The sequence below is a fragment of the Palleronia salina genome, from assembly GCF_900141995.1.
Taxonomy (GTDB): domain Bacteria; phylum Pseudomonadota; class Alphaproteobacteria; order Rhodobacterales; family Rhodobacteraceae; genus Palleronia; species Palleronia salina.
This window is the reverse complement of the sequence record NZ_FQZA01000021.1, coordinates 1-20,893: the sequence shown is the minus strand read 5'-3', so window position 1 is coordinate 20,893 and position 20,893 is coordinate 1. Positions and strand designations below refer to the sequence as shown.

Below are 20,893 nucleotides of genomic sequence, written 5' to 3'. Positions count from 1 at the left end.
CGTTGCAACGCGATACGACCGGTGCCCAAAAGTCTTCCTCTCAGCCATCGCTCTCGCCGCTATCGTCATCTACTGGCTATGAGTCCTGAGCCTACGTCTGGCAAACCCGGATAAATGCAGCGTCCCGCCGAATGGCTCACCATCTCCTGGTCCCGAACCAAGGCGCCTCGCCTCATAGCGGCACGTCGTTCTAGGCCCCGCTGGCCGCACTAAGCGCGACCCGATCAAACACCCCCAAACACCCCATTCCCATGCCCCCCGCCCCGCGCTACGGTCCCGCCGACACCACCCCAACCGGACCCGTGCCCATGCCCCGCCTGCTTCTCCTCGCCCCGCTCCTCCTCGCCGCCTGCATCGCGGATCCCGACCAGATCGAGAGCCCCGAGATCGAGGTCGTCACCGACCAGGGCACCGTGACCTGCCAGCTCTACACCCTGCGCAACACGCTCTATGATCGGGCGGTGCTGCGGCCCGCCTCGATGACCGACCGGCTGGCCAACGCCATCTGCCGGGACGAGGGCGAGCGTCGCCTGGCCGAGCTCAACGCCGCGGGCTGACCCGCCCGCCGCCCCTTGCCACGCAATGAAAAAGGGGGCCGCCCGGCGGGCAGCCCCCTGTCGGCACGAATGTGCGCCTGGCTCACATCGCGGCCTGGCCCGCGGGCAGCAGCACGCGGTCGATGACGTGGACCACGCCGTTCGACTGGGTCACGTCGCTCTGGATCACCCGCGCCTCGCGCCCGTTCTCGTCGGTCAGAACCACCGTGTCGCCCTCCAGCGTCGCGGTCAGCGTGCAGCCGCCCACGGTGGGCACCGGGTGCGCGCCGTTGTCGTCGGCGATCATCCCGACGATGGCATTCGCATCCGCGTTCGCCGCGACCACGTGACAGGTCAGCACCTGGCGCAGCTGCTGCTCGTTCGCCAGCAGCGCGTTGAGCGACTCGTCGGTGATCCGCTCGAAGGCCCGGTTGGTGGGCGCGAAGACGGTGAAGGGCCCGGGGCCGTTCAGCGTGTCGACCAGCCCGGCCTCGGTCACCGCGGTCACCAGCGTCGTCAGGTTCGGCGCGTTCGAGGCGTTGGCGGCGATGGTCTTCTCGGGGAACATCTCGGCGCCCCCGACAGTGGGGTTGTCCTGGGCGGTAGCCGTTCCGGCGGCCAGCAGGGCGGCACAGGTGGTCAGGGTGATCTTGTTCATGTTTCTCTCCCGTTCTGGTTCGCTGGCCGCGGAGTTCCGCCGCCATCACCCGGAGCCACGAAGGCCGGGCCGGAAAGTTTCAGAGCGCGACAATCCCGTACACCAGGCGTCCGACGCCCGGTGTACGTCATGGGCCACCCGGTGCACGCCCGCCGCCGTATCGGTGCACGCCCACGGCACACCATGCGCACCCCTGCCGCACGGGCCGTGGACCGGCGCGGCACGGCCGGTGTACGGCCCGTGCACGGCGACGCGGTTGCCCCTTGCCGCGCCGCCGGACCGGGCGCACCATCGGCCCATGCGCGCCCTTCTCCTCGCCCTCCTGCTGCTCCTGCCCGCCTGCGGCCGCCCCCTCAGCGACGGGGAAACCCGATTCGCCCGCGACACCCTGGGCCCCACGCTCGACACCAGCCGCGTCCGCGTGCACCGCAGCGCGCTCGTGGGCCTCGTCCCTCTCTCGCGGCCTGCCCGGCCCGCGGTGGCCTGCCGCGAACGCATCCGCCCGCCCGAGCGGGGCATCGTCACCGGCAGCATCGCCGCCATGGTGCTGTTCAACCGGATTGTCATGGCCAACCCGTTGTACCTGGACGATTTCCTGGGCGATTACCCGCGATCCATGCAGCTCGAGGACGCCATGCTGCTGGCGCACGAGCTGACCCATGCCTGGCAATGGCAGAACCGGAAGACCACCGGCTACCACCCCCTGCGCGCCGCGACCGAGCATCTGCCGGCCACCGATCCCTACCTGTTCGAGCTCGAAAACAACGCCCGGTTCGAGGATTATCCCTTCGAACAGCAAGCCTCGCTGGTCGAGGAATTCGTCTGCTGCCGCGCGCTGGACCCCCACGGCGCCCGCACCGACCGCCTCCACGCCTTGCTCAGCCCACACTTTCCTCAAGTTGCGAGATTTCCCACCACTCAACCCAAGGACGTGTTGCTTTTTTGGCCCAACGCCCCGCGTTCCGGCATCTGCGACTAAAGAAAGGGACCACAACGCTCTTATGTTAATTTACATTGAACTCATCCCGGGCGTGGTGGTCCGGGGTTTCTCCCTGATGGACTGGCCGCGCCTCGTGCGCGGCCATTTTTTGTGAAATCAGTGACTTACGCTGCGCCAAGCGGCGCGATCAGGCGGGGGCCGCTGGCCCGATTCGAGTTCACGGCCGAGTCGACCCGGTACATCTCGAGCGCGCCTTCGGGGGCCGGCCGCATGAGCGGCGCCGCCGGCTCGTCCGTCTCGCCCAACCAGCGTGCAACGTCCTTTCGGTCCAGGATCACCGGCATCCGGTGGTGGATCCGCCCCATCGCGTCATTCGCCGCGCAGGTGACGATGGCGCAGGTGGTGACCGGCGCATCACCCTTGTCCCAGACCTGCCAGATGCCCGCGAAGGCCAGCGGCGCGTCGTCCGGCGGGTGGATGAACCACGGCAACCGGTTGCCCTGCGCGTCCTTCGTCCATTCGTAGAACCCGCTGGCCGGGATGACGCAACGCCGCTTCTTCGCGGCGTCGCGGAAAGTCGGCTTCTCGACGATGGTCTCGGCCCGCGCGTTGATCAGAAGCGGCCCGTCGTTCAGCGCCTTGGCCCAGAAGGGCACGAAGCCCCAGCGCAGCGATTGCAGGCGCCGCGTGCCATCGGCGTTGGTCACCGCGTGCACCTGCACCGTCGGGCACACGTTGTAATTCGGCCCCTCCGGCAGGTCGTTATCGGGCTGGGCGTCGAAGATCCGCGCCAGCGCGTCAGAGGGGTGGGTCATGACGAAACGGCCGCACATGGGCCGAAGATAAGCCGCCGCGCGCCGGAGCGGAAGGGACACCGGCAAACGCGAAGGGGCCGCCCCGAAGGACGGCCCCCTGCAACGGCTGGAAAAGGCGGCCTTATTCCATGGTGATGCGGCCGTCCACGACCGGCGTGTAGGGCGCGTTCTCGGCCAGGTACTCCGCCGTCACGTCGGCCAGGTCGGGGCCGAAGTCATAGGCGTTGTCGGCATTGACGAACATCGAGTAGCCGTCGCCGCCGTTCCGGACGTAGTTGTTGGACACCACGCCATAGGTGGCCTCGGGGTCGATGGGCTCGCCGCCCACCATCACGTCGCTGACGCGGCTGCCCGGCTCGGCCGAGGTGTCGATTGCATAGCTCATGCCCGCGACCTGGGCGAAGCGGCCGGCGCCGTCCTCGATCTGGCTGGCCCCGTTCTCCAGCGCCTCGACCAGCGTGGCGCCGGTCACCTCGAAGGTGGACAGGGTGTTCTGGAACGGCAGCACCGTCAGCACCTCGCCCATGGTGACCTCGCCCGCGTCGATGGACGCGCGCAGGCCGCCGGCATTGGCGATGGCCACCTGGATGCCCTGGTCGGCCACGCGGTCCAGCATGGCGTCGGCCACGAGGTTGCCCATCTGGCATTCCTGGGCGCGGCAGACCTCGCGCGCGCCTTCGATCGGCTCGCTCGTCTCGGCCACGACGCGGTTGCGGATCTCGTCCAGGGGCTGGGCCCGCTCGGCGATCAGCTCGACCGTGGCGCCGTCTTCGGCCACGGCGGCGTCAATCAGCAGCGGCGCACCGGTGGCCTCGGTCAGGTTGCCGTCATCGTCGAAGGTGACGTTCAGCTCGCCCAGGTACTTGCCGTAGGCATAGGCCTGCACGATCGCCGTGTCGCCCACCATCGTGGGATAGGGGCCGTCCGCGCCTTCCATGTCGCCCAGCAGCGTGTTCGAGTGGCCGCCGACGATCACGTCGACGCCCGTGGTATTCTCGGCCACGCGCTGATCCACGCCGTAGCCCGAGTGGCTGAGCACGATGATCTTGTTCACGCCCTCTTCGGTCAGGCGGTCGACCTCACCCTGCACGGCATCGACGGGATCGGTGAAGATCACGTTGGGGCCGGGGCTGGCCAGTTCGTCGGTGTCCTGCGGCGTCAGGCCGATCAGGCCGATGCGCTCGCCGCCCTTCTCGATCACGGTCGACTTGGCAATCTTGTCGGACAGCAGGGGCTCGCCCGAGATGTCGGCGTTTGACATCAGGATCGGGAATTCCACCGCGTCGACGAAACCGGCCAGGACCTCGGGGCCGTCGTCGAACTCGTGGTTGCCCACGGTCATGGCGTCGTAGCCCAGCATGTTCATCATCTCGGCCGCCAGCGCACCCTTGTAGTAGGTGTAGAAAAGCGTGCCCTGGAACTGGTCGCCGCCGTCCACCAGCAGCGGGGTCTCGGCGCGGGCGCGCGCCTCGGCCACGGCGGTCACCAGGCGGGCCGAGCCGCCGAAGCATTCGCCCGCCTCGTTGTCCTCGGCCGAACAGGTGCTGTCATAGGCGCTGATCGGCTCGAACCGCGCGTGGAAGTCGTTGGTGTGCAGGATCGTCATCGAGAATTCGGCAGAGGCCGCGCCAGCGGTCAGTGCCGTCGCCGCGACGGTGGTGAATAGCGTTCGGATCATGGTGGTCCCCCTGAAGGATCGATTGTTCTGGACGAACACTGCGACGAAGCCCGGGGCGTGTCAAAGCATGCCGGGTGGCGTGCGGGGTGACCAAGGGGAAGCCGGGCGGTCCTGCCCGAAATGGCGGCGCCCGGCCTTAGCGCAGCAGGCCGCGCAGCCAGAGCGCCGCGTAGAACACCGGATAGCGCAGGACAGACCCGGCGGCGACGACGAAAAGCAGCGCCGCCCAGGTGGCGACAGACACCCAGAGCCAGGCCACGATGGGCAATGCGATGGTGATCAGAACGCAGGCCGCGGGCCAGTGGTGCCGCTTCGAGGGCAGCATCGCGATCAGGTTGGCCGCCACCAGCCAGAGCAGCGCCGCGATGGCCGCGGCGCTCATGTCTCGCCCTTCGCGTCGACGCTATCGTGGCGCAGCGCCTCCTCGGCCCTGCGGGCGGCACCGGAGAGCGGACGGCGGAAGATGGAGACCACGGCAGCGACGGAGGCCAGCGTGACCCAGATCCCGTGGGCCAGCGCGAGAAGCGCCAGGAGACCGGGCGCCAGAAGCACGAGCAGACCGGCCGGCAGGCGCTGGCGGCGCGAGGGCAGCAGCGCGACCAGCGAGGCCGCCACCACCCACAGACACCCGAGGACCAGCGCCACCGACATGGCCGTCAGCGCTCTTTTTCCAGGCGCGCGGGCAGGTTGTTGGCCCATGCGCTGATCGTGCCGGCGCCCAGGCAGACGACCATGTCGCCCGGCCCGGCCTGCTCGCGCACCAGCCGTTCCAGGTCGTCCTCGGTCAGCAGCGCGCGGGCGTGGCGGTGGCCGTGACGGATCAGGCCCGCGACCAGGTCATCGCGGCCCGCCCCCGGGATCGGATCCTCGCCCGCCGCGAAGACGTCCGAGATCGCGACCACGTCGGCATCGTTGAAACAGCCGCAGAAATCCTCGAACAGGGATGCGAGGCGCGAGAAACGGTGCGGCTGGTGCACGGCGATGACGCGCCCCTTGGTCGCCTGGCGCGCGGCCTTCAGCACCGCGGCGATTTCCACCGGATGGTGGCCGTAGTCGTCGATGATCGTCACGCTGCCGACCTCGCCCACCTTGGTGAAGCGACGGTTGACGCCGCCGAACTTGGCCAGCGCGCTGCGGATTTCCTCGGGCTCCATGCCCAGGTGCCGCGCCACGGCCACGGCGCTCAGCGCGTTCGACACGTTGTGATCGCCCGGCATGGGCAGCGTGCAGCCCTCGATGACCATGTCATCCTGCTGCAGCGCGATGTCGAAATGGGCCACGGCGGCGTCGTAGTGCAGGTTCACCGCCCGCACATCCGCCTGCGCGTTGAAACCGAACGTCACCACGCGGCGGTCCGTGATCCGGCCCACCAGCGCCTGCACCTCGGGATGGTCGGTGCAGCAGACGGCGATGCCGTAGAACGGGATGTTCGAAACGAAGTCGTGGAAGCCCTGGCGCAGGGTGTCGAAGTCCTTCCAGTGCTCCATGTGCTCGGGGTCGATATTGGTGACGATCCCGATGGTGGCGGGAAGGCGGTTGAAGGTGCCGTCCGATTCGTCGGCCTCGACCACCATCCACTCGCCCTGCCCCATCCGCGCGTTCGAGCCGTAGGCGTGGATGATGCCGCCATTGATGACGGTGGGGTCGATCCCGCCCTCGTCCAAGACGGCGGCGACCATGGTGGTGGTGGTCGTCTTGCCGTGGGTGCCCGCCACGGCGATGTTGGACTTGAGACGCATGAGCTCGGCCAGCATCTCGGCCCGGCGCACCACGGGCAGCTTGCGCGCCCGCGCGGCATCCAGCTCGGGGTTGCCCGGCTTGATCGCGGACGAGATCACCACGACCTCGGCCCCTTCGAGATTGTCCGCCGACTGCCCCACGAACACCCGCGCGCCCAGCTTCTCGAGCCGCGCGGTGATCTTCGAGGCCTTCGCGTCCGAGCCCTGGACGGTGTAGCCGTGGCTCATCAGCACCTCGGCGATCCCGGACATGCCGATGCCGCCGATGCCGACGAAATGGATCGGGCCCATCTGGGTGGGCAGCTTGGTGGGGCGCGGCGTCATGGCGTATCCCGGCTCGATTGTTTCGTGCTTCATGGCTCGGTGCCCCTTCTCATCAGGTCTCGTTCAGCCCCGCAACCGCTGTCGCGAGGTCGGCCAGATCCTCTGCCGCGTCGGGACGCCCCTCGGCAAGGGCATTCCGCGCCATTTCCTGCGCAGCTTCGGGTTGTGTCAAAACGGCCAGCATCGCTTCGGACAGGGATGTCGATGTCAGCTTCGATTCGGGGATGACGATGGCCGCGTCGGCCCGCGACAGGCCGCGCGCGTTCGCCGTCTGGTGGTCGCCAGCCGCCGCCGCGAAGGGCACCAGGATCGATGGACGCCCGATCGCCGCGATGTCGGCCACAGAAGACGCGCCAGACCGGCTGACGATCAACTGCGCCTCGCTCATGCGCCGGGCGACATCGTCGAAGAACGGCGCGACCTCGGCGTCGATGCCGGCCTCGTCGTAGAAGGCGCGCACGCGGTCCTCGTCCTCGCCCCGGGCCTGGTGCGCGACGCGCAGGTTGTCCCGCAGCCCGTCGGGAAGCTCGGCCACCGCCTGCGGCACGGTATCAGACAGGATGCGCGCCCCTTGGCTGCCGCCGATCACCAGCAGCGACATGGGGTAGTCGCCGGGCGGGATATAGCCCGCGCCGGCCCGCGCCTTGACCGCGGCGCGGATCGGGTTGCCGGTATGGTGCGCCTGGATCCCCTCGGGTAACTCGGTGGGCCAGACGCCGCAGGCGAAGGCCTGCACGCGCGGCCCGAACAGCCGGTTGACCCGGCCGGGCACGCCGTTCTGCTCGTGGATCATGCGCGGCAGCTTCAGGATCTGCGCCGCCGCCAGCGCCGGGATCGACGGGTAGCCGCCGAAGCCGACGACCACCGCCGGCCTGTCGCGGCGCAGCGACATCACCGCGCGGCCCACGCCGCCCGCAATGCGTAAGGGCACGCCCAGCTTCGCCAGGATACCACCGCGCGCGAAGGTAGCCGAGGGCACCTGGCGCACGGCGACCTCCTCCGGGAAACCGCCCGCGAAACGCGCGCCCCGAGCGTCGGTGGACAGCGCCACCCGCCAGCCGCGGCGCAGCAGCACCTCGGCCAGCGCCTGGGCGGGGAACATGTGCCCGCCGGTGCCGCCCGCGGCCAGAAGGGCGAGCGGCGCCGCCATCAGTGGCCGCGCCCGGTCAGGATGTCGCCGATCTCGCCCTGCGCGCGGGTCCGGGTGAAGGCCAGGAGCATCCCCACCGCGATACCGCCCGCGATCAGGGACGACCCGCCGTAGCTGACGAAGGGCAGCGTCATCCCTTTCGCAGGCAGCAGGCGCACGGCCACGCCCATGTTGATCATCGCCTGCACGCCGAACATGCAGGCCAGCCCCGTGCCCGCCAGCCGGATGAACGGGTCCCGCTCGCGCAGAAGCCGGACCAGCGACCGCACCACGATGGTGCCGTAAAGCGCGATGATGAACAGGACCAGCATCAGGCCGTATTCCTCGGCCGCGACGGCGATGATGAAGTCGGTGTGAGCGTCGGGCAGCGACTGCTTCACCTGCCCCTCGCCCACGCCGACGCCGAAGAAACCGCCCTGCTGGATCGCGTTGGTCGCGTAGCCAAGCTGCGTCGTGGGATCGAGGTCGGGCGACAGGAAGCCGTCGATGCGGCGCGCGAAATGCTCCGAGCTCGAATAGGCCAGCGTGCCCGCGAATGCCACGGCGCCGGCCAACACCATCAGCAGCGTGATGGGGGCGCCCGCCACGAAATACATCACGCCCCAGCCAAACAGCACGAGGCAGGCCTGCCCGAAATCGGGCTGCATCGCCAGGATCAGCACGATCGCGACGGTCAGCAGGAAGCTGTAGCTCTTGCCCGGGGGGCCGCCGAGATGCTGGCTGGCCGAGATCATCCAGGCCGCCACGACGACGAAACCGGGCTTCAGGAACTCCGACGGCTGCAACGAAGCGAATCCCAGCGAGTACCACCGCACCGCGCCCTTGCCGAAATCGGTCCCGGCGAAGGGCAGCCCCAAAAGCGCCACGAACGTGACGATGAAGCCCAGCACGCCCAGTCGCCGCACCAGCTTGGGCGACATCATCGTCGTGACCAGCAGCGTGACCAGCGCCGCGCCCCCGAAGATCACCTGGCGCTCGACGTAGTGGAAGGGCTCGAACCCGTTGCGCGCCGCCAGGGGCGGCGACGAGGCTAGCCCCAGCAGCAGCCCCACGCCGAACAGCATCAGGACACAGCCAAGCGACCACTTGTCCAGCGTGCTCCACCAACGGGGAAGAATCGGGTCACCATCGCGCGCGGGAATCGCGCCATAGACCATCTCAGTCATGGGATACCGCCAATAAGCCTCAGTGCGCCCGTTTTCCGGGTCTATCCAGCGAGTTTAAGGGTAAACGTGCGGTCGAATCCAGCCTTTTCAGCCCTTGCGCGGCGGGTTTCGCCGTGGTTTGGCGCGTCCATGACGAAATCGACACGGGTGCCAGTGGTGATCCTCGGCGCGGGCGCGGCCGGGATGATGTGCGCGGCCCATGCGGGGCCCGGCACGCTGGTGCTGGACCACGCCAAGGCGCCGGGCGAAAAGATCCGGATCTCGGGCGGCGGGCGCTGCAATTTCACCAACATGCAATGCGACCCCGAGGCCTTCCTTTCGGGCAATCCGCATTTCGCCAAGTCCGCGCTCAGCCGTTATACCCAGTGGGACTTCCTCGATCTGGTTCAGCGCCATGGCATTCCCTGGCACGAGAAGACGCTGGGCCAGCTCTTCTGCGATCGTTCGGCCCGCGACATCATCGACATGCTGCGCACCGAAATGGAGCGCGCGGGCGCCGAGCTGTGGCTGAGGACCGAGATCGGCGAGGTCTCGCACGACGGCACGCAGTTCCGCCTGCAGGTGGAGCGCGAAGGCCGGCGCCAGACGATCACCTGCGACCGACTGGTGCTGGCGACGGGCGGCCTGTCGATCCCGAAGATGGGCGCGAGCGGCCTCGCCTACCGGCTGGCCCGGCAGTTCGGCCTGCCGGTGACCGAGACCCGGCCGGGGCTGGTACCCTTCACATTCTCCGGCGCGCCACTCGAGGCGCTCAAGGCGCTGGCGGGTGTCTCCACCCCGGCCCGGGTGCGCGCCGATGGCCCGGCCTTCGACGAGGCGCTGCTTTTCACCCATCGCGGCCTCTCCGGCCCGGCGGTCCTGCAGGCGTCGAGCTACTGGCGCGAGGGGCAATCGGTCACCATCGACCTCGACCCCGATGGCGCCGTACTGCCGGCCCTGCGCGCCGCCCGCGGCACCGAGGGGCGCCGCGGCCCCGCCACCGTGCTGGGCCGCCACCTGCCCGCGCGCTTGGCCCAGGCCGTGCTCGAGGACGCGCCCCTGCCCGCACGGCTCGGCGATTGCAGTGACCGCGACCTCGACGTGCTGGCCGCGCGCCTTTCCGACTGGCGCGTCACGCCCGCCGGGACCGAGGGGTATCGCACGGCCGAAGTCACGCTGGGCGGGATCGATACCGGTGCGCTCGACAGCAAGACCATGGCGGCGCGGGACGTGCCGGGTCTCTACGCCATCGGTGAGGCCGTGGACGTCACGGGCTGGCTGGGCGGCTACAATTTCCAGTGGGCCTGGTCCTCGGGCTGGGCGGCCGGGCACGCCATCACCGCCGCGCGTCGGGGCTGAGCCGCGCGCGGGCCGACATCCGGTCACCCGCAGATTCCTGCAGACCGGTGATATGGATCGACCACCTTCGCCCCGGCGGTGCGCGTCATCCCGCCGGCCGCGCACGGAACACGCTACACATCGGGCACCCGCCCCCCTCCATCACTGGTCTGAAAATACTCAGTTCGGACGGCCAGACACACGCGACACGTCGGCCCCTTCGCCCAAAGCCTGGAAGCCTGGAAGCCGGGAACCCGAAGTCAGGCGGGCGGTTCGACCCCGTCGAGCGCGGTGACGCAGGCGACGAAATCCTCGCCACGCTTCTCGAAATTCGGGTACTGGTCGAAGCTCGCGGCGGCGGGGGCCAGCAGAACGGTATCGCCCGGCTGGGCCTCGGCCGCGGCACGGGCGACGGCGGTGCGCATGTCCTCGCAGATCTCGACCGGCAGGCCTGCAAGTTCCACCGCGAAGTCGCGGGCCGAGTGCCCGATCAGGTAGGCCTTGGTCACCGATCCCAGCTGGTCCTGGAGCCCCTTCAGGCCACCATCCTTTCCGAGACCTCCGGCGATCCAGCGGATATTGCCGAACGCCGACAGCGCCTTGGCGGCCGCGTCCACGTTGGTGGCCTTGCTGTCGTTGACGAAGCGCACGCCGTCCCGCTCGGCCACCAGCTGGCTGCGGTGGGGAAGTCCGCGAAAGCTGCCCAGCGCGGCCTCGATCCCGCGCGGCGGCAGGCCCAGCGCCCTCGCCACGGCATAGGCGGCGCAGGCGTTCTGGTGGTTATGCGCCCCCGGCAGGCCCGCGATGGGCCGCAGGTCGATGGCGGCCACCTGCCGCCCCTTGCGCCATTCCGACAGGAACCCCTTGCGCGCGGTCACCGACCATCCCGGCCCCGGCAGCTTGCGCGTCACCGACACCGCGATCACCCGGTCGTCGCCCGGCGCCTCGCCCAGTTGCGACGCGAGATAGCGGCCCTCGACCTCGTCGACCCCGATCACGGCGCGGTCCGGTCCGCCCTCCGAGAACAGCCGGCGCTTGGCCGCGAAATAGCCGCCCATGCCGCCGTGCCGGTCCAAGTGGTCCGGGGTCAGGTTGGTGAAGACGGCGATATCGGGGGTCAGCGCGCGCGCCAGCTCGGTCTGGTAGCTCGACAGTTCCAGCACGACGATCCCGCCATCGTCGGGCGGCTCCAGGTCCAGCACGCCGCGGCCGATATTGCCGGCAAGCTGCACGGTCCGGCCCGATTCGGACAGGATATGGTGGATCAGCGCCGAAGTGGTCGATTTGCCGTTGGATCCGGTAACGGCGACCACGCGCGGCGGGGTGTCCATGCGCTCCCACTCGCGCGTGGCGAGCGATCGGAAGAACAGCCCGATATCGTTGTCGACCGGAACGCCGGCGGCCATGGCGGCCGCGATCACCGGGTGCGGCTTGGGATAGAGATGCGGAATCCCGGGCGAGGTGACCAGCGTCGCCACATCGTCGAAGGCGCCCGCCCGGGTGAGATCGCGGATGGCGAAGCCCTCGGCCTCGGCCACCGCGCGGCCCTCCTCGCGGTCGTCCCAGCACAGCGGCTCGGCCCCGCCCGCGCGAAGGGCCCGCGCCGCCGACAGACCCGAGCGGCCCAGGCCCAGCACCGCGACGCGCGCACCGTCGTATCCGATGACCGGGATCATGGGCCTAGCGCAGCTTCAGCGTGGCCAGGCCGATCAGCGCGAGGATCAGGCTGATGATCCAGAACCGGATGACGATCTGTGGCTCGGCCCAGCCGCGTTTTTCGAAATGATGGTGGATCGGCGCCATGAGGAACACGCGGCGCCCGGTGCGCTTGAAGTACAGAACCTGGATGATGACGCTCAGCGCCTCGACCACGAACAGGCCGCCGACGATGGCCAGCACCAGCTCGTGCTTGATCGCCACAGCGATGGCACCCAGCGCGCCGCCCAGCGCCAGCGACCCGGTGTCGCCCATGAAGACGGCGGCGGGCGGCGCATTATACCACAGGAACCCCAGCCCGCCGCCGATAAGTCCCGCCGTGAAGATCAGGATCTCGCCCGTTCCCGGAACGTAGTGCACGTCGAGATACTCGCTGAAATCAACCCGCCCCACCGTGTAGGCGATCACGCCCAGCGTGCCGGCGGCGATCATGACCGGCATCACCGCCAGCCCGTCCAGGCCATCGGTCAGGTTCACGGCGTTGGCCGCGCCGACGATCACGATCATGGCGAACGGAATGAAGAAAATGCCGAGATTGAGCAGAAGCTCCTTGAAGACGGGGAAGGCCAGCTGCCCGCTCAGCTCTGCGGGATGCGCCCAGACGGCCACGCCACCCGCGATCCCCGCAATCAGGAAACCCAGCGCCAGCCGCAGCCTGCCCGGCACACCGGCATGGGTGTTCTTCTTCACCTTGGCATAATCGTCCGCGAACCCGATGGCCCCGAAGGACATGGTGACGAAGAGCAGCATCCAGACATACGGGTTGTCGAGCCGCGCCCACAGGAGGGTCGACACGATCAGCGCGCCCAGGATCAGCACGCCCCCCATGGTGGGGGTGCCGGCCTTGGTCTGCATGTGGGTTTCCGGGCCGTCGCTGCGAATCGGCTGGCCGTGGCGCTGGCGGCGGCGCAGCAGGTTGATCAGCGGCTGGCCGAAGATGAAGCCGAAAATCAGCGCGGTGAAGAACGCGCCGCCCGAGCGAAAGGTGATGTATTGGAAGAGGTTGAACAGGTCACCTCCGTCCGAGAACTCGGATAGCCAGTAGAACATGGAGTGCGGCCCCCCTTCGGTCCGCGTCTAGATCGTCTCGCGCGCCGGGTGGCCCAGATTGCGGATGGCGTCAACGATGCGCGCGGTTTTGGCGCCCTTCGAGCCTTTGACAAGCACGATATCGCCGTCGCCCACCAGATCGCGGATGCGCTGTGTCATCTCGTCCGCGGTGGCCAGCCACTGGCCGCGTCGCGGCGCGGGCAGCGCATCGAGCGTGTGTTTGATCAGGGGCCCGGCCCCGTGGATGATGTCGATCCGGTCCAGGCCGGGATGATCGGCGATGGCGGCGTGCAGGGCCGTCGCATCGTCGCCCAGCTCCAACATGTCGCCCAGGAAGGCCACGCGCCGCCCGCCCCGGCCCGGCGTGGACGAGATCAGAACGTCCAGCGCGGCGGCCATCGAGGCGGGGTTGGCATTGAAGGCGTCGTCGATCAGCGTCAGCGCCGACCCGGTCTGCGGATCCAGCATCACCGTCTCGCGCCGGCCACGGCCGACCGGCGGCTGCCAGCGGCCCAGCCCCTGCGCCGACAGCGCAAGGTCGGCCCCCGCGGCCGTCGCCGCGGCCAGCGCGCCGAGAGCGTTCAGCGCCAGGTGCCGCCCGGGCGCTTGCAAGGCGACCGGTACCTGCCCGTGCGGGGAGGCGGCCATGAGGACCAGCGCGCCCTCGGCCGGGCGCAGATCGGCGATGTGCCACGGCAGCGCTGTGTCCCCACCGAAGCGAAGGGCCTTGCGCCGCGCCGCGCCCGCGTCGACCACATCTTTCGCCTCGGGGGCGAGGTCGGTGGGCAGGATGGCGATGCCATCCGGCTCGAGACCGTCACAGATGGCCATCTTCTCGGCCGCGATGCCGGCGATACTGTCGAAGGCCTCGAGATGTGCGGGCGCGACGGTGGTGATCAGCGCCACATGCGGGCAGGCCAGCCGCGACAGCGGTGCGATCTCGCCCGGGTGGTTCATGCCGATCTCGACGATGGCGAAATCGGTCTCGGCGGGCATGCGGGCCAGGGTCAGCGGCACGCCCCAGTGGTTGTTGTAGCTGGCCTCGGCGGCGTGAATGCGCCCCTGTCCGGTCAGCGCGGCGCGCAGCATTTCCTTGGTGGTGGTCTTGCCCACGGACCCGGTGACGGCGATGACCCGCGCGCTGGTGCGGGCGCGGGCCGCGGCGCCCAGCTGGCCCAGCGCCTCCAGCACGTCGTCCACCAGCAAGAGCGGGGCATCCGGTGCGATACCGTCCGGCACGCGACTGACCAGCGCGGCGGCCGCCCCCTTGTCCAGGGCCTGTGCCACGAATTCGTGCCCATCCCGCACGGCGCTGAGGGCAACGAAGAGGTCACCCGGCTGAAGGCTGCGAGTGTCGATCGACACGCCAGTGGCGCGCCAGTCACCCGTGGCCCGCCCGCCGGTGGCGCGGGCCGCCTCGTTTGCCGTCCAGAGTGCTTCGCTCACGCCACGCGCCCGTCAAGCGCGGCCACCGCGACGCTGGCCTGTTCGCGATCGTCGAAGGGATAGACCGTGTCGCCCACGGTCTGGCCGGTCTCGTGCCCCTTGCCCGCGATCAGCAGCGCGTCGCCCGCGCCCAGCGCATCGACGCCCCGCAGGATCGCCTCGGCGCGGTCGCCGACCTCGATCGCGTCGGGATCGGACTTGAGGATTTCCGACCTGATCGCCGCCGGATCCTCGGACCTGGGGTTGTCGTCTGTCACTATTCGAACATCGGCGTGGTCCCGCGCCGCTTCGCCCATGAGCGGGCGCTTGCCCCGGTCCCGGTCGCCGCCCGCGCCGTAGACGACGATCAAGCGGCCCAGCACGTGCGGCCGCAGCGCGCGCAGCGCCGTCTCGAGCGCGGCGGGCGTGTGGGCGTAGTCGACGAAGACGGCGGCACCGGTGTCACGGGTGGCGGCCAGCTGCATGCGGCCCCGGACGGTGACGAGCTTGGGCAATGCGGCGAAGACATCGCGCGGCTCGATTCCGCTGGCGATGGCGAGGCCGGCGGCCACCAGCACGTTTTCCGCCTGGAACCCGCCGATCAGGCCCATCCGCACCTGTTGCGCGGTGCCGTTCCACTCGAACCGCAGATCCTGTCCCGTGGCGTCGTAGCGTTGCGAGACGATCCGCAGCGCGGCATCGGCGCGCCGCCCGACGGTGATCACGTCCTGCCCCCGGCGCTCGGCGATGGCCAGCATGTCGGCGCCGCGGCTGTCGTCGAGATTGATGACCGCGGTCCCGTCCTCGGGCAGCACCCGGTCGAATAGGCCCGCCTTGGCGGCGAAATAGGCCTCGAAACTTTCGTGGTAGTCCAGGTGATCCTGGGTGAAGTTCGTGAAGGCCGCCGCGTTCAGCGCGACGCCGTCCAGCCGCCGCTGGTCCAGACCGTGGCTGCTGGCCTCCATCGCCGCGTGGGTGATGCCGTGGCGCGTCGCTTCGGCCAGGGTGCGGTGCAGCGTGATGGGCTCGGGCGTGGTGTGCGATAGCGGCGCCTCCCACGCGCCCTCGACCCCCGTGGTCCCGAGGTTCACCGCATCCAGCCCCAGCGCCCGCCAGATCTGTCGCGTGAAGCTCGCCACCGAGGTCTTGCCGTTCGTGCCCGTGACGGCGACGCAGACCTGCGGCTGGCGGCCGAACCACAGCGCGCAGGCCAGCGCGAGGGTCTGGCGCGGGTCCTCGGCCAGGATCACCGGCACGTCCGCAGCCTCGAGCGCATCCGCCGCTATCGCGGCCCCCGCCCGATCGGTCAGGATGGCCGCCGCCCCCTGCCCCAGCGCCTTGGCGATGAACGCGGCGCCGTGAAGCTTGGCGCCCGGCACGGCCGCGAACAGGTGGCCGGCTTCCGTCTTGCGACTGTCCACCGACAGCCCGGTGATTCGCGCCTCTTTCCCGCCCTGGGCCGTCAGCCCCAGGTCGGCCAGCGATTTCGTGCCATCGGTCATCGGCGTGCCCCTATTCGTCCGAGGCCAGTGTTAACTTGGATGGAAGGACAGGTTCAATCTCGGGTCGCAGTCCCAGGAGCGGCGCGGTCCGCCGGATCACCTCGGCGGCGACGGGCACCGCCGTCCAGCCCGCCGTGCGCTTGGGCTCCGGCCCCGAGTTGTCCGAGGCCTCGTCCAGCGACACGACCAGCACGTAGGCCGGGTCGTCCGAGGGAAAAACCGAGGCGAAGGTGTTGATATTCTTGTCGTTATGGTAGCCGCGGCCGTCGCGGCGCGGCTTGTTGGCCGTGCCGGTCTTGCCACCCACGTTATATCCCGGCACGGCACCGAAGCTTGCGGTGCCGCGCGTCACGACCTCGCGCAGCATCTTGGCCGAGGCGCGCGACACCTCGGGCGAGACCAGCCGTTCGCCCGGTTCGACACGATCTTTGCGCAGGATCGTCGGCTTCACCGCCGTCCCCCCGTTCAGAAGCGACGCGTAGGCGGTGGCCAGATGCAGCGGCGAGGCCGAGAAACCGTGCCCGTAACTGGCGGTGATCGTTACGATTTCGGACCACGACGCCGGAACCAGCGGGCGGGCGCCCGGCGCCTCGACCAGCTCGATCGGGGTGGGTTCGAACACGCCGAATCGCGACAGGAACTCCTGCTGCCGCTTGCCCCCGATCTGAAGCGCCAGCTTGGCGGTGCCCACGTTGGACGAATGCACGATCACGTCGGTCAGCGACAGAAGCGGGCCGTAGTTCTTGTTGCGGTATTCCTTGATGCGGAACCGCCCCCAGGTCATCGGCGCGTCGGCATCCACCATGGTCTGCGGACCGGCCAGCCCCAGCTCCATCGCCTGGGCCGTGGTGAAGATCTTGAAGGTCGAGCCCAGCTCGTACACCCCCTGCACCGCGCGATTGAACAGCGGACTTTCGCTGGCATCGCCCTGGGTCAGCGGCCGCGGCCGGTCGTTCGGATCGAAATCCGGCAGCGACGCCATGGCCACGACCTCGCCCGTGTGCACGTCCATGAGGATCCCCGCCGCGCCCTTGGCATTCATCAGTTTCATGCCGCCGTAGAGCACCTCGCGCATGGCGCTCTGAACGGTGAGGTCCAGCGACAGCTGCAACGGCGCGCCGCCGTTCGCCGGGTCGCGCAGGTAGTCGTCAAAGGCTTTTTCCACCCCCGCAACGCCCAGCACCTCGGCCGAATGGACCCCTTCGCGCCCAAAGCTCGCGCCGCCCAGCACGTGGGCGGCCAGCTTGCCATTGGGATAAAGCCGCATCTCGCGCGGGCCGAACAGCAGGCCCGGGTCGCCGATATCGTGGACGGCCTGGCGTTGCTCGGGGCTGATCTTCTTCTTGATCCACAGGAACTTGCGGTCGCCGGTGAAATCCTTGACCAGACGCTCTTCGTCGAGATCGGGAAAGATCTCGACCAGTTTGCGCGCGGCCCCGCGCTTGTCGATCATCAGCGGCGGCTGGGCATAAAGCGCGTAGGTCGACAGGTTCGTGGCCAGAAGGCGGCCGTTGCGGTCGATGATGTCCGCGCGCTGCGCCACGATATCGCTGGACGAGACCGCCGCGCGCGGCTCCATCGGTTCGGACGCGGCCAAAAGGCCCATGCGCGCACCGACCACGGCGAAGGCACAGAAGAAGAAGCACGCCAGCACCAGCAGCCGCCCCTCGGCGCGGCGGCGGGCGCGGTCGCGCATTTCCTCGTGGCGCAGGCGCAGGTTCTCGCGCTCGATCGCGTCGGGGTTCTCGCCCTTCTCGCGCGCGTCGAGGATGCGGGCCAGCGGGCGAAGCGGTGTGCGGGTCATGGATTGGCGCCAGTGCTGTCGACGGGGATCGGGTTCAGGATCGGGCCGCCCAGGATCGTGCCGGGATAGGCGATCTGCTCGGTGCGGGCGAAATGCTCGGGCGTCAGCGGCAGAAGCTTCAGCCGGTCGAAGTTCAGGTCGGCCAGGTCGCGCAGCCGCTCGGGGCGGTTCAGATAGGCCCACTCGGCGCGCAGGATCGCCAGCGTCTCGCGCTCGGTCCCGATCTTGCGCTGCAGGGTCTCGACGTCGTTCAGGGCTTCCTGCGTCTCGTAATTCTCGGAATAGGCCCAGACGGCCAGGGCCATGACGGCCATTCCCGGCAGCAGGTAGAGAAGCGTGCGCATGACGTTCAGATGTCCCCTTCCATGTCGATTCTCGGCAGGCCCAGGCGGGCGCGGTCGGCGGGTGCGGCGGGCGCGTCCGTGCGCTGCGCCATGCGCAGCCGGGCCGAGCGTGCACGCGGGTTTTGCGCGATTTCGTCGGCATCGGCGGCGATGCCCTTGGTCACGCCCGTGAAAGCCGGCGGCGCGCTCTCGGTCACGGGGGCATAGCGGTTGGCATTGCCGCCCCCGCCCGACCGGTCCTGGAAGAACCGTTTGACCACGCGATCCTCGAGCGAGTGGAAACTGACGACCGCCAGCCACCCGCCCGGGGCGAGCGCCCGCTCGGCCGCCTCGAGCCCCGCGACCAGCTGGCCGAATTCGTCGTTCACCGCGATGCGCAGCGCCTGGAACGTGCGTGTCGCCGGGTGGCTTTGACCGGGCTTCGGGCGCGGCAAGGCCCGCTCGACCAATGCGGCCAGCTGTCCCGTGGTCGTGATCGGCGCGTCCGCGCGAGCGCGCGTGATCGCGCGGGCGATGCGGCGCGATGCGCGCTCTTCTCCGTAGTGGAACAGGATGTCGGCCAGCCGCCCCTCGTCCAGCTCGGCCACGAGATCCGCGGCGCTTGGCCCGGTATCGCCCATCCGCATGTCCAGCGGGCCGTCGCGCAGGAAGGAAAAGCCGCGATGCGCCTGGTCCAGTTGCATCGACGATACGCCCAGGTCCAGCACCACGCCATCCACGGGCGCACCCGCGATGCGGTCGAGGTCGGAGAAGACCCCCTGCTCGAGCATCAGCGCGTCGCCGTATTCATCGGCCCATTCGGCGGCCATGGCAAAGACCATTGGGTCGCGGTCGATGCCGATCACCCGGTCGGCCCCGGCCGCCAGCAGCCCCTGCGAATAGCCCCCCGCGCCGAAGGTGCCGTCGACCCAGGTTCCCGACACCGGCGCGCAATGGGCCAGAATGGGATTGATCAGGACGGGGACATGGGGACGTTCAGACATGCTCATCCGCCAGGCCCTCACATCAGACCGGCATCGCCGCTGAGATAGACGGCCGGGTCGAGGGTGGGATCGTAGTCATCCTCTTCCTTGAGGTTGCTCATGTCGTCGTTGGCGTAGGCCTCGGGCTCCCAGATCATGAAGGTCTGCGAATTGCCCACGACCAGGGCCTTGTCCGAAAGCCCGACCTTGTCGCGCAGGTAGGACGGCAGGACGATGCGGCCGGTGTCGTCGAATGTCGCGGGATGCACCTGCTGGGCGAACAGCTTCTGCAGCGCCGCACGCTTCTTGGAACCGGGATCCATGCCCCGGATCTGGCGGTGCACGCCCAGGAGATCATTGATCGAGTAGACTTCGAGATAGTTGCGACGGTGGTCGCCGAAGACGATCACCATCTGGGCGTTCTTGCCCGGCTCCCATTTGGGGTCGTTTTCCTCGAGCAGACGGCGAAAATCGGCCGGGATCGACAAGCGGCCCTTGCTGTCGATCTTGTTGTCGTATCGGCCGATATACATGCCGAACACGCGTGCCGTCTCCTTGCCTCTGTCCCGGTCCCGTCGCTAGAAACGGAAACGGCGATCCGAACTGCTGCCACTGTTCGGATCGCCGCCCTCGTCCCGTCTCCGGGGGGTCCGATCGCACGCGCCACCTGGGGGGATGTCTGCTCGCCCGCGCGCCGGATCTCTCTTTGTCATCGAAGAATGTGTGCCTGTATGAAACCTAAGCCTCTGTTTTCGTTGGAGCCTTTCGGATCTTTATGTCCGCTGCGGCCCTGCCCTTCGATGACCTAGGGATGGCATGGGAAAATATGGGAGGCAACAGAATTCTCTTCGCGCAGCGGGCGAGTTTCGGCTTGACTGCGGCCCGTTTCCGACACTTGCACACGGAAGCGTGAGTCTGAGACGGCTATATCGTGTAGTCCCGTTAACCTTAGCACTAAATATAGCTCAACAATCGAGCCGATTTTTTCGCCTATTTTTTGGGCGCGAGGGCCGATGGCTCGGATTCCCGGAGCGGCACCCCCGACTCGGCCGGAATCGGGGTCGTCGCACCGCTTGATCCCATGCCGTCCCGGAATCATGCCGGATGACCCGCGGGTTTCCCATGCCGGCCCAAATCGGGTGCCGAAGCCGGGGGCGCATCTTGATCGTCGCGCCGATCGCCCTGCTTTCCGGGGGACCAGATCTAGCGCCTCGCCCGAAGAAACCGCCTCTTAACCAGGTCAGTGCTACTTATGCAGATGCTGCATAGCAGCATTGATGACCCGGGCATTGTGCACCCGCAGCATAGGCCTATCTTTGGACCAACGCCGCAGACGAGACGGCAGAAAGGACGCCGAGATGAGCATGATGTCGCAAACCAACACCCACACCGGAATCGCGCAGGGCGCGTCGGGAATTTGGGAAACTCTGGGAACCCGCTTCGCGCAGTACCGTGTTTACCGCCGTACGCGCTCGGAACTGCAGATGCTTTCGAACCGTGAGCTGAAGGATCTGGGCATCGGGCGCAGCATGATCAACGCCATCGCGCACGAAGCCGCCTACGGGCGCAAGTAAGGAATAGCCGGCTTTCTCACCTCCTCCCGAGGAAGTCGGACCTGGCGGCGCGGCGCTGGACGCCCCCGCCCTTTTACAACGGCCCGAGATGGGCCCCGCATCGCGGACGAACCGACCTCCTCCCCGGTTTCGTTCGTGCCTGGCGGCGGGATCGACCTCCTCCCCGGTCCCGCCGTCCCAAGTTCAAGGCCCC

20 protein-coding genes and 1 pseudogene are annotated in these 20,893 nt (G+C 68.8%); 5 read left to right on the top strand and 16 right to left on the bottom strand.

What is annotated here, in order from left to right; genetic code table 11:
- Both BUB76_RS17745 and BUB76_RS16925 read left to right on the top strand, forming a co-directional pair.
- Positions 1–82 (top strand): annotated as a pseudogene (locus BUB76_RS17745) (IS5/IS1182 family transposase); the annotation flags it as partial.
- A gap of 226 nt (positions 83–308) precedes the next feature.
- Complete coding sequence (locus BUB76_RS16925) at positions 309–557, top strand: hypothetical protein (RefSeq protein ID WP_073130578.1); 249 nt, start codon at positions 309–311, stop codon at positions 555–557.
- 82 nt (positions 558–639) lie between these two features.
- On the opposite strand, the gene BUB76_RS16920 is transcribed toward BUB76_RS16925, so the two are convergent.
- Positions 640–1,194 (bottom strand): fasciclin domain-containing protein, encoded by a 555-nt coding sequence (locus BUB76_RS16920; protein WP_073130575.1) that lies wholly within the window; start codon positions 1,192–1,194, stop codon positions 640–642.
- Between the two features lie 298 nt (positions 1,195–1,492).
- On the opposite strand from BUB76_RS16920, the gene BUB76_RS16915 reads away from it, so the two are divergent.
- Positions 1,493–2,173: a hypothetical protein gene (locus BUB76_RS16915; protein WP_073130573.1), complete on the top strand. Its 681-nt coding sequence runs from the start codon at positions 1,493–1,495 to the stop codon at positions 2,171–2,173.
- 125 nt (positions 2,174–2,298) lie between these two features.
- Here the strand turns inward: BUB76_RS16915 and BUB76_RS16910 are convergent, their stop codons facing one another.
- The 7 genes from BUB76_RS16910 to BUB76_RS16880 form a co-directional block, all read right to left on the bottom strand.
- Positions 2,299–2,967 (bottom strand): SOS response-associated peptidase, encoded by a 669-nt coding sequence (locus BUB76_RS16910; RefSeq protein WP_073130568.1) that lies wholly within the window; start codon positions 2,965–2,967, stop codon positions 2,299–2,301.
- A gap of 103 nt (positions 2,968–3,070) precedes the next feature.
- Entirely contained in the window at positions 3,071–4,627 is a 1,557-nt protein-coding gene (locus BUB76_RS16905) for a bifunctional metallophosphatase/5'-nucleotidase (RefSeq protein WP_073130567.1), read from the bottom strand.
- A 136-nt stretch (positions 4,628–4,763) separates the two neighbouring features.
- Positions 4,764–5,009 carry a DUF2484 family protein gene (locus BUB76_RS16900; RefSeq protein ID WP_073130566.1) on the bottom strand — a complete coding sequence of 82 codons (246 nt, stop codon included), beginning with the start codon at positions 5,007–5,009 and terminating at the stop codon, positions 4,764–4,766.
- A complete protein-coding gene (locus BUB76_RS16895; RefSeq protein ID WP_236737951.1) occupies positions 5,006–5,326 on the bottom strand; it encodes a DUF2484 family protein in 321 nt (106 codons plus the stop codon). The genes BUB76_RS16900 and BUB76_RS16895 overlap by 4 nt, the downstream gene beginning before the upstream one ends.
- Positions 5,284–6,690 (bottom strand): UDP-N-acetylmuramate--L-alanine ligase, encoded by a 1,407-nt coding sequence (murC, locus tag BUB76_RS16890; RefSeq protein WP_073130580.1) that lies wholly within the window; start codon positions 6,688–6,690, stop codon positions 5,284–5,286. The genes BUB76_RS16895 and murC overlap by 43 nt, the downstream gene beginning before the upstream one ends.
- 52 nt (positions 6,691–6,742) lie before the next feature.
- Positions 6,743–7,840, bottom strand: coding sequence for a UDP-N-acetylglucosamine--N-acetylmuramyl-(pentapeptide) pyrophosphoryl-undecaprenol N-acetylglucosamine transferase (locus BUB76_RS16885; RefSeq protein WP_073130555.1), 1,098 nt, complete (start codon positions 7,838–7,840; stop codon positions 6,743–6,745).
- The gene (locus BUB76_RS16880; protein ID WP_073130553.1) at positions 7,840–9,006 is read right to left on the bottom strand and encodes a peptidoglycan glycosyltransferase FtsW; all 1,167 of its coding nucleotides are present in this window, start codon (positions 9,004–9,006) and stop codon (positions 7,840–7,842) included. The genes BUB76_RS16885 and BUB76_RS16880 overlap by 1 nt, the downstream gene beginning before the upstream one ends.
- Before the next feature lie 129 nt (positions 9,007–9,135).
- Here BUB76_RS16880 and BUB76_RS16875 point away from each other — a divergent pair, with 129 nt between their 5' ends.
- On the top strand, positions 9,136–10,344 hold the full coding sequence (locus tag BUB76_RS16875) for a BaiN/RdsA family NAD(P)/FAD-dependent oxidoreductase (RefSeq protein WP_073130550.1): 1,209 nt from the start codon (positions 9,136–9,138) through the stop codon (positions 10,342–10,344).
- Between the two features lie 239 nt (positions 10,345–10,583).
- On the opposite strand, the gene murD is transcribed toward BUB76_RS16875, so the two are convergent.
- The 8 genes from murD to BUB76_RS16835 are packed head-to-tail and all read right to left on the bottom strand — an operon-like array spanning position 10,584 to position 19,659.
- Entirely contained in the window at positions 10,584–11,999 is a 1,416-nt protein-coding gene (murD, locus tag BUB76_RS16870; RefSeq protein WP_073130547.1) for a UDP-N-acetylmuramoyl-L-alanine--D-glutamate ligase, read from the bottom strand.
- A 4-nt stretch (positions 12,000–12,003) separates the two neighbouring features.
- Positions 12,004–13,089: a phospho-N-acetylmuramoyl-pentapeptide-transferase gene (gene mraY / locus BUB76_RS16865; RefSeq protein ID WP_073130545.1), complete on the bottom strand. Its 1,086-nt coding sequence runs from the start codon at positions 13,087–13,089 to the stop codon at positions 12,004–12,006.
- A gap of 27 nt (positions 13,090–13,116) precedes the next feature.
- A complete protein-coding gene (locus BUB76_RS16860) occupies positions 13,117–14,535 on the bottom strand; it encodes a UDP-N-acetylmuramoyl-tripeptide--D-alanyl-D-alanine ligase (RefSeq protein ID WP_073130542.1) in 1,419 nt (472 codons plus the stop codon).
- Positions 14,532–16,016 carry a UDP-N-acetylmuramoyl-L-alanyl-D-glutamate--2,6-diaminopimelate ligase gene (locus BUB76_RS16855; protein ID WP_073130530.1) on the bottom strand — a complete coding sequence of 495 codons (1,485 nt, stop codon included), beginning with the start codon at positions 16,014–16,016 and terminating at the stop codon, positions 14,532–14,534. The genes BUB76_RS16860 and BUB76_RS16855 overlap by 4 nt, the downstream gene beginning before the upstream one ends.
- A 10-nt stretch (positions 16,017–16,026) precedes the next feature.
- Positions 16,027–17,820 carry a peptidoglycan D,D-transpeptidase FtsI family protein gene (locus BUB76_RS16850; RefSeq protein ID WP_073130527.1) on the bottom strand — a complete coding sequence of 598 codons (1,794 nt, stop codon included), beginning with the start codon at positions 17,818–17,820 and terminating at the stop codon, positions 16,027–16,029.
- Positions 17,817–18,164 (bottom strand): cell division protein FtsL, encoded by a 348-nt coding sequence (ftsL, locus tag BUB76_RS16845; RefSeq protein WP_073130525.1) that lies wholly within the window; start codon positions 18,162–18,164, stop codon positions 17,817–17,819. The genes BUB76_RS16850 and ftsL overlap by 4 nt, the downstream gene beginning before the upstream one ends.
- 5 nt (positions 18,165–18,169) lie before the next feature.
- The gene (rsmH, locus tag BUB76_RS16840) at positions 18,170–19,153 is read right to left on the bottom strand and encodes a 16S rRNA (cytosine(1402)-N(4))-methyltransferase RsmH (RefSeq protein ID WP_373280063.1); all 984 of its coding nucleotides are present in this window, start codon (positions 19,151–19,153) and stop codon (positions 18,170–18,172) included.
- Between the two features lie 11 nt (positions 19,154–19,164).
- The gene (locus BUB76_RS16835; protein ID WP_073130521.1) at positions 19,165–19,659 is read right to left on the bottom strand and encodes a division/cell wall cluster transcriptional repressor MraZ; all 495 of its coding nucleotides are present in this window, start codon (positions 19,657–19,659) and stop codon (positions 19,165–19,167) included.
- Positions 19,660–20,484: 825 nt separating this feature from the next.
- Here BUB76_RS16835 and BUB76_RS16830 point away from each other — a divergent pair.
- The gene (locus tag BUB76_RS16830; RefSeq protein WP_073130519.1) at positions 20,485–20,700 is read left to right on the top strand and encodes a DUF1127 domain-containing protein; all 216 of its coding nucleotides are present in this window, start codon (positions 20,485–20,487) and stop codon (positions 20,698–20,700) included.
- Positions 20,701–20,893 lie beyond the last annotated feature (193 nt).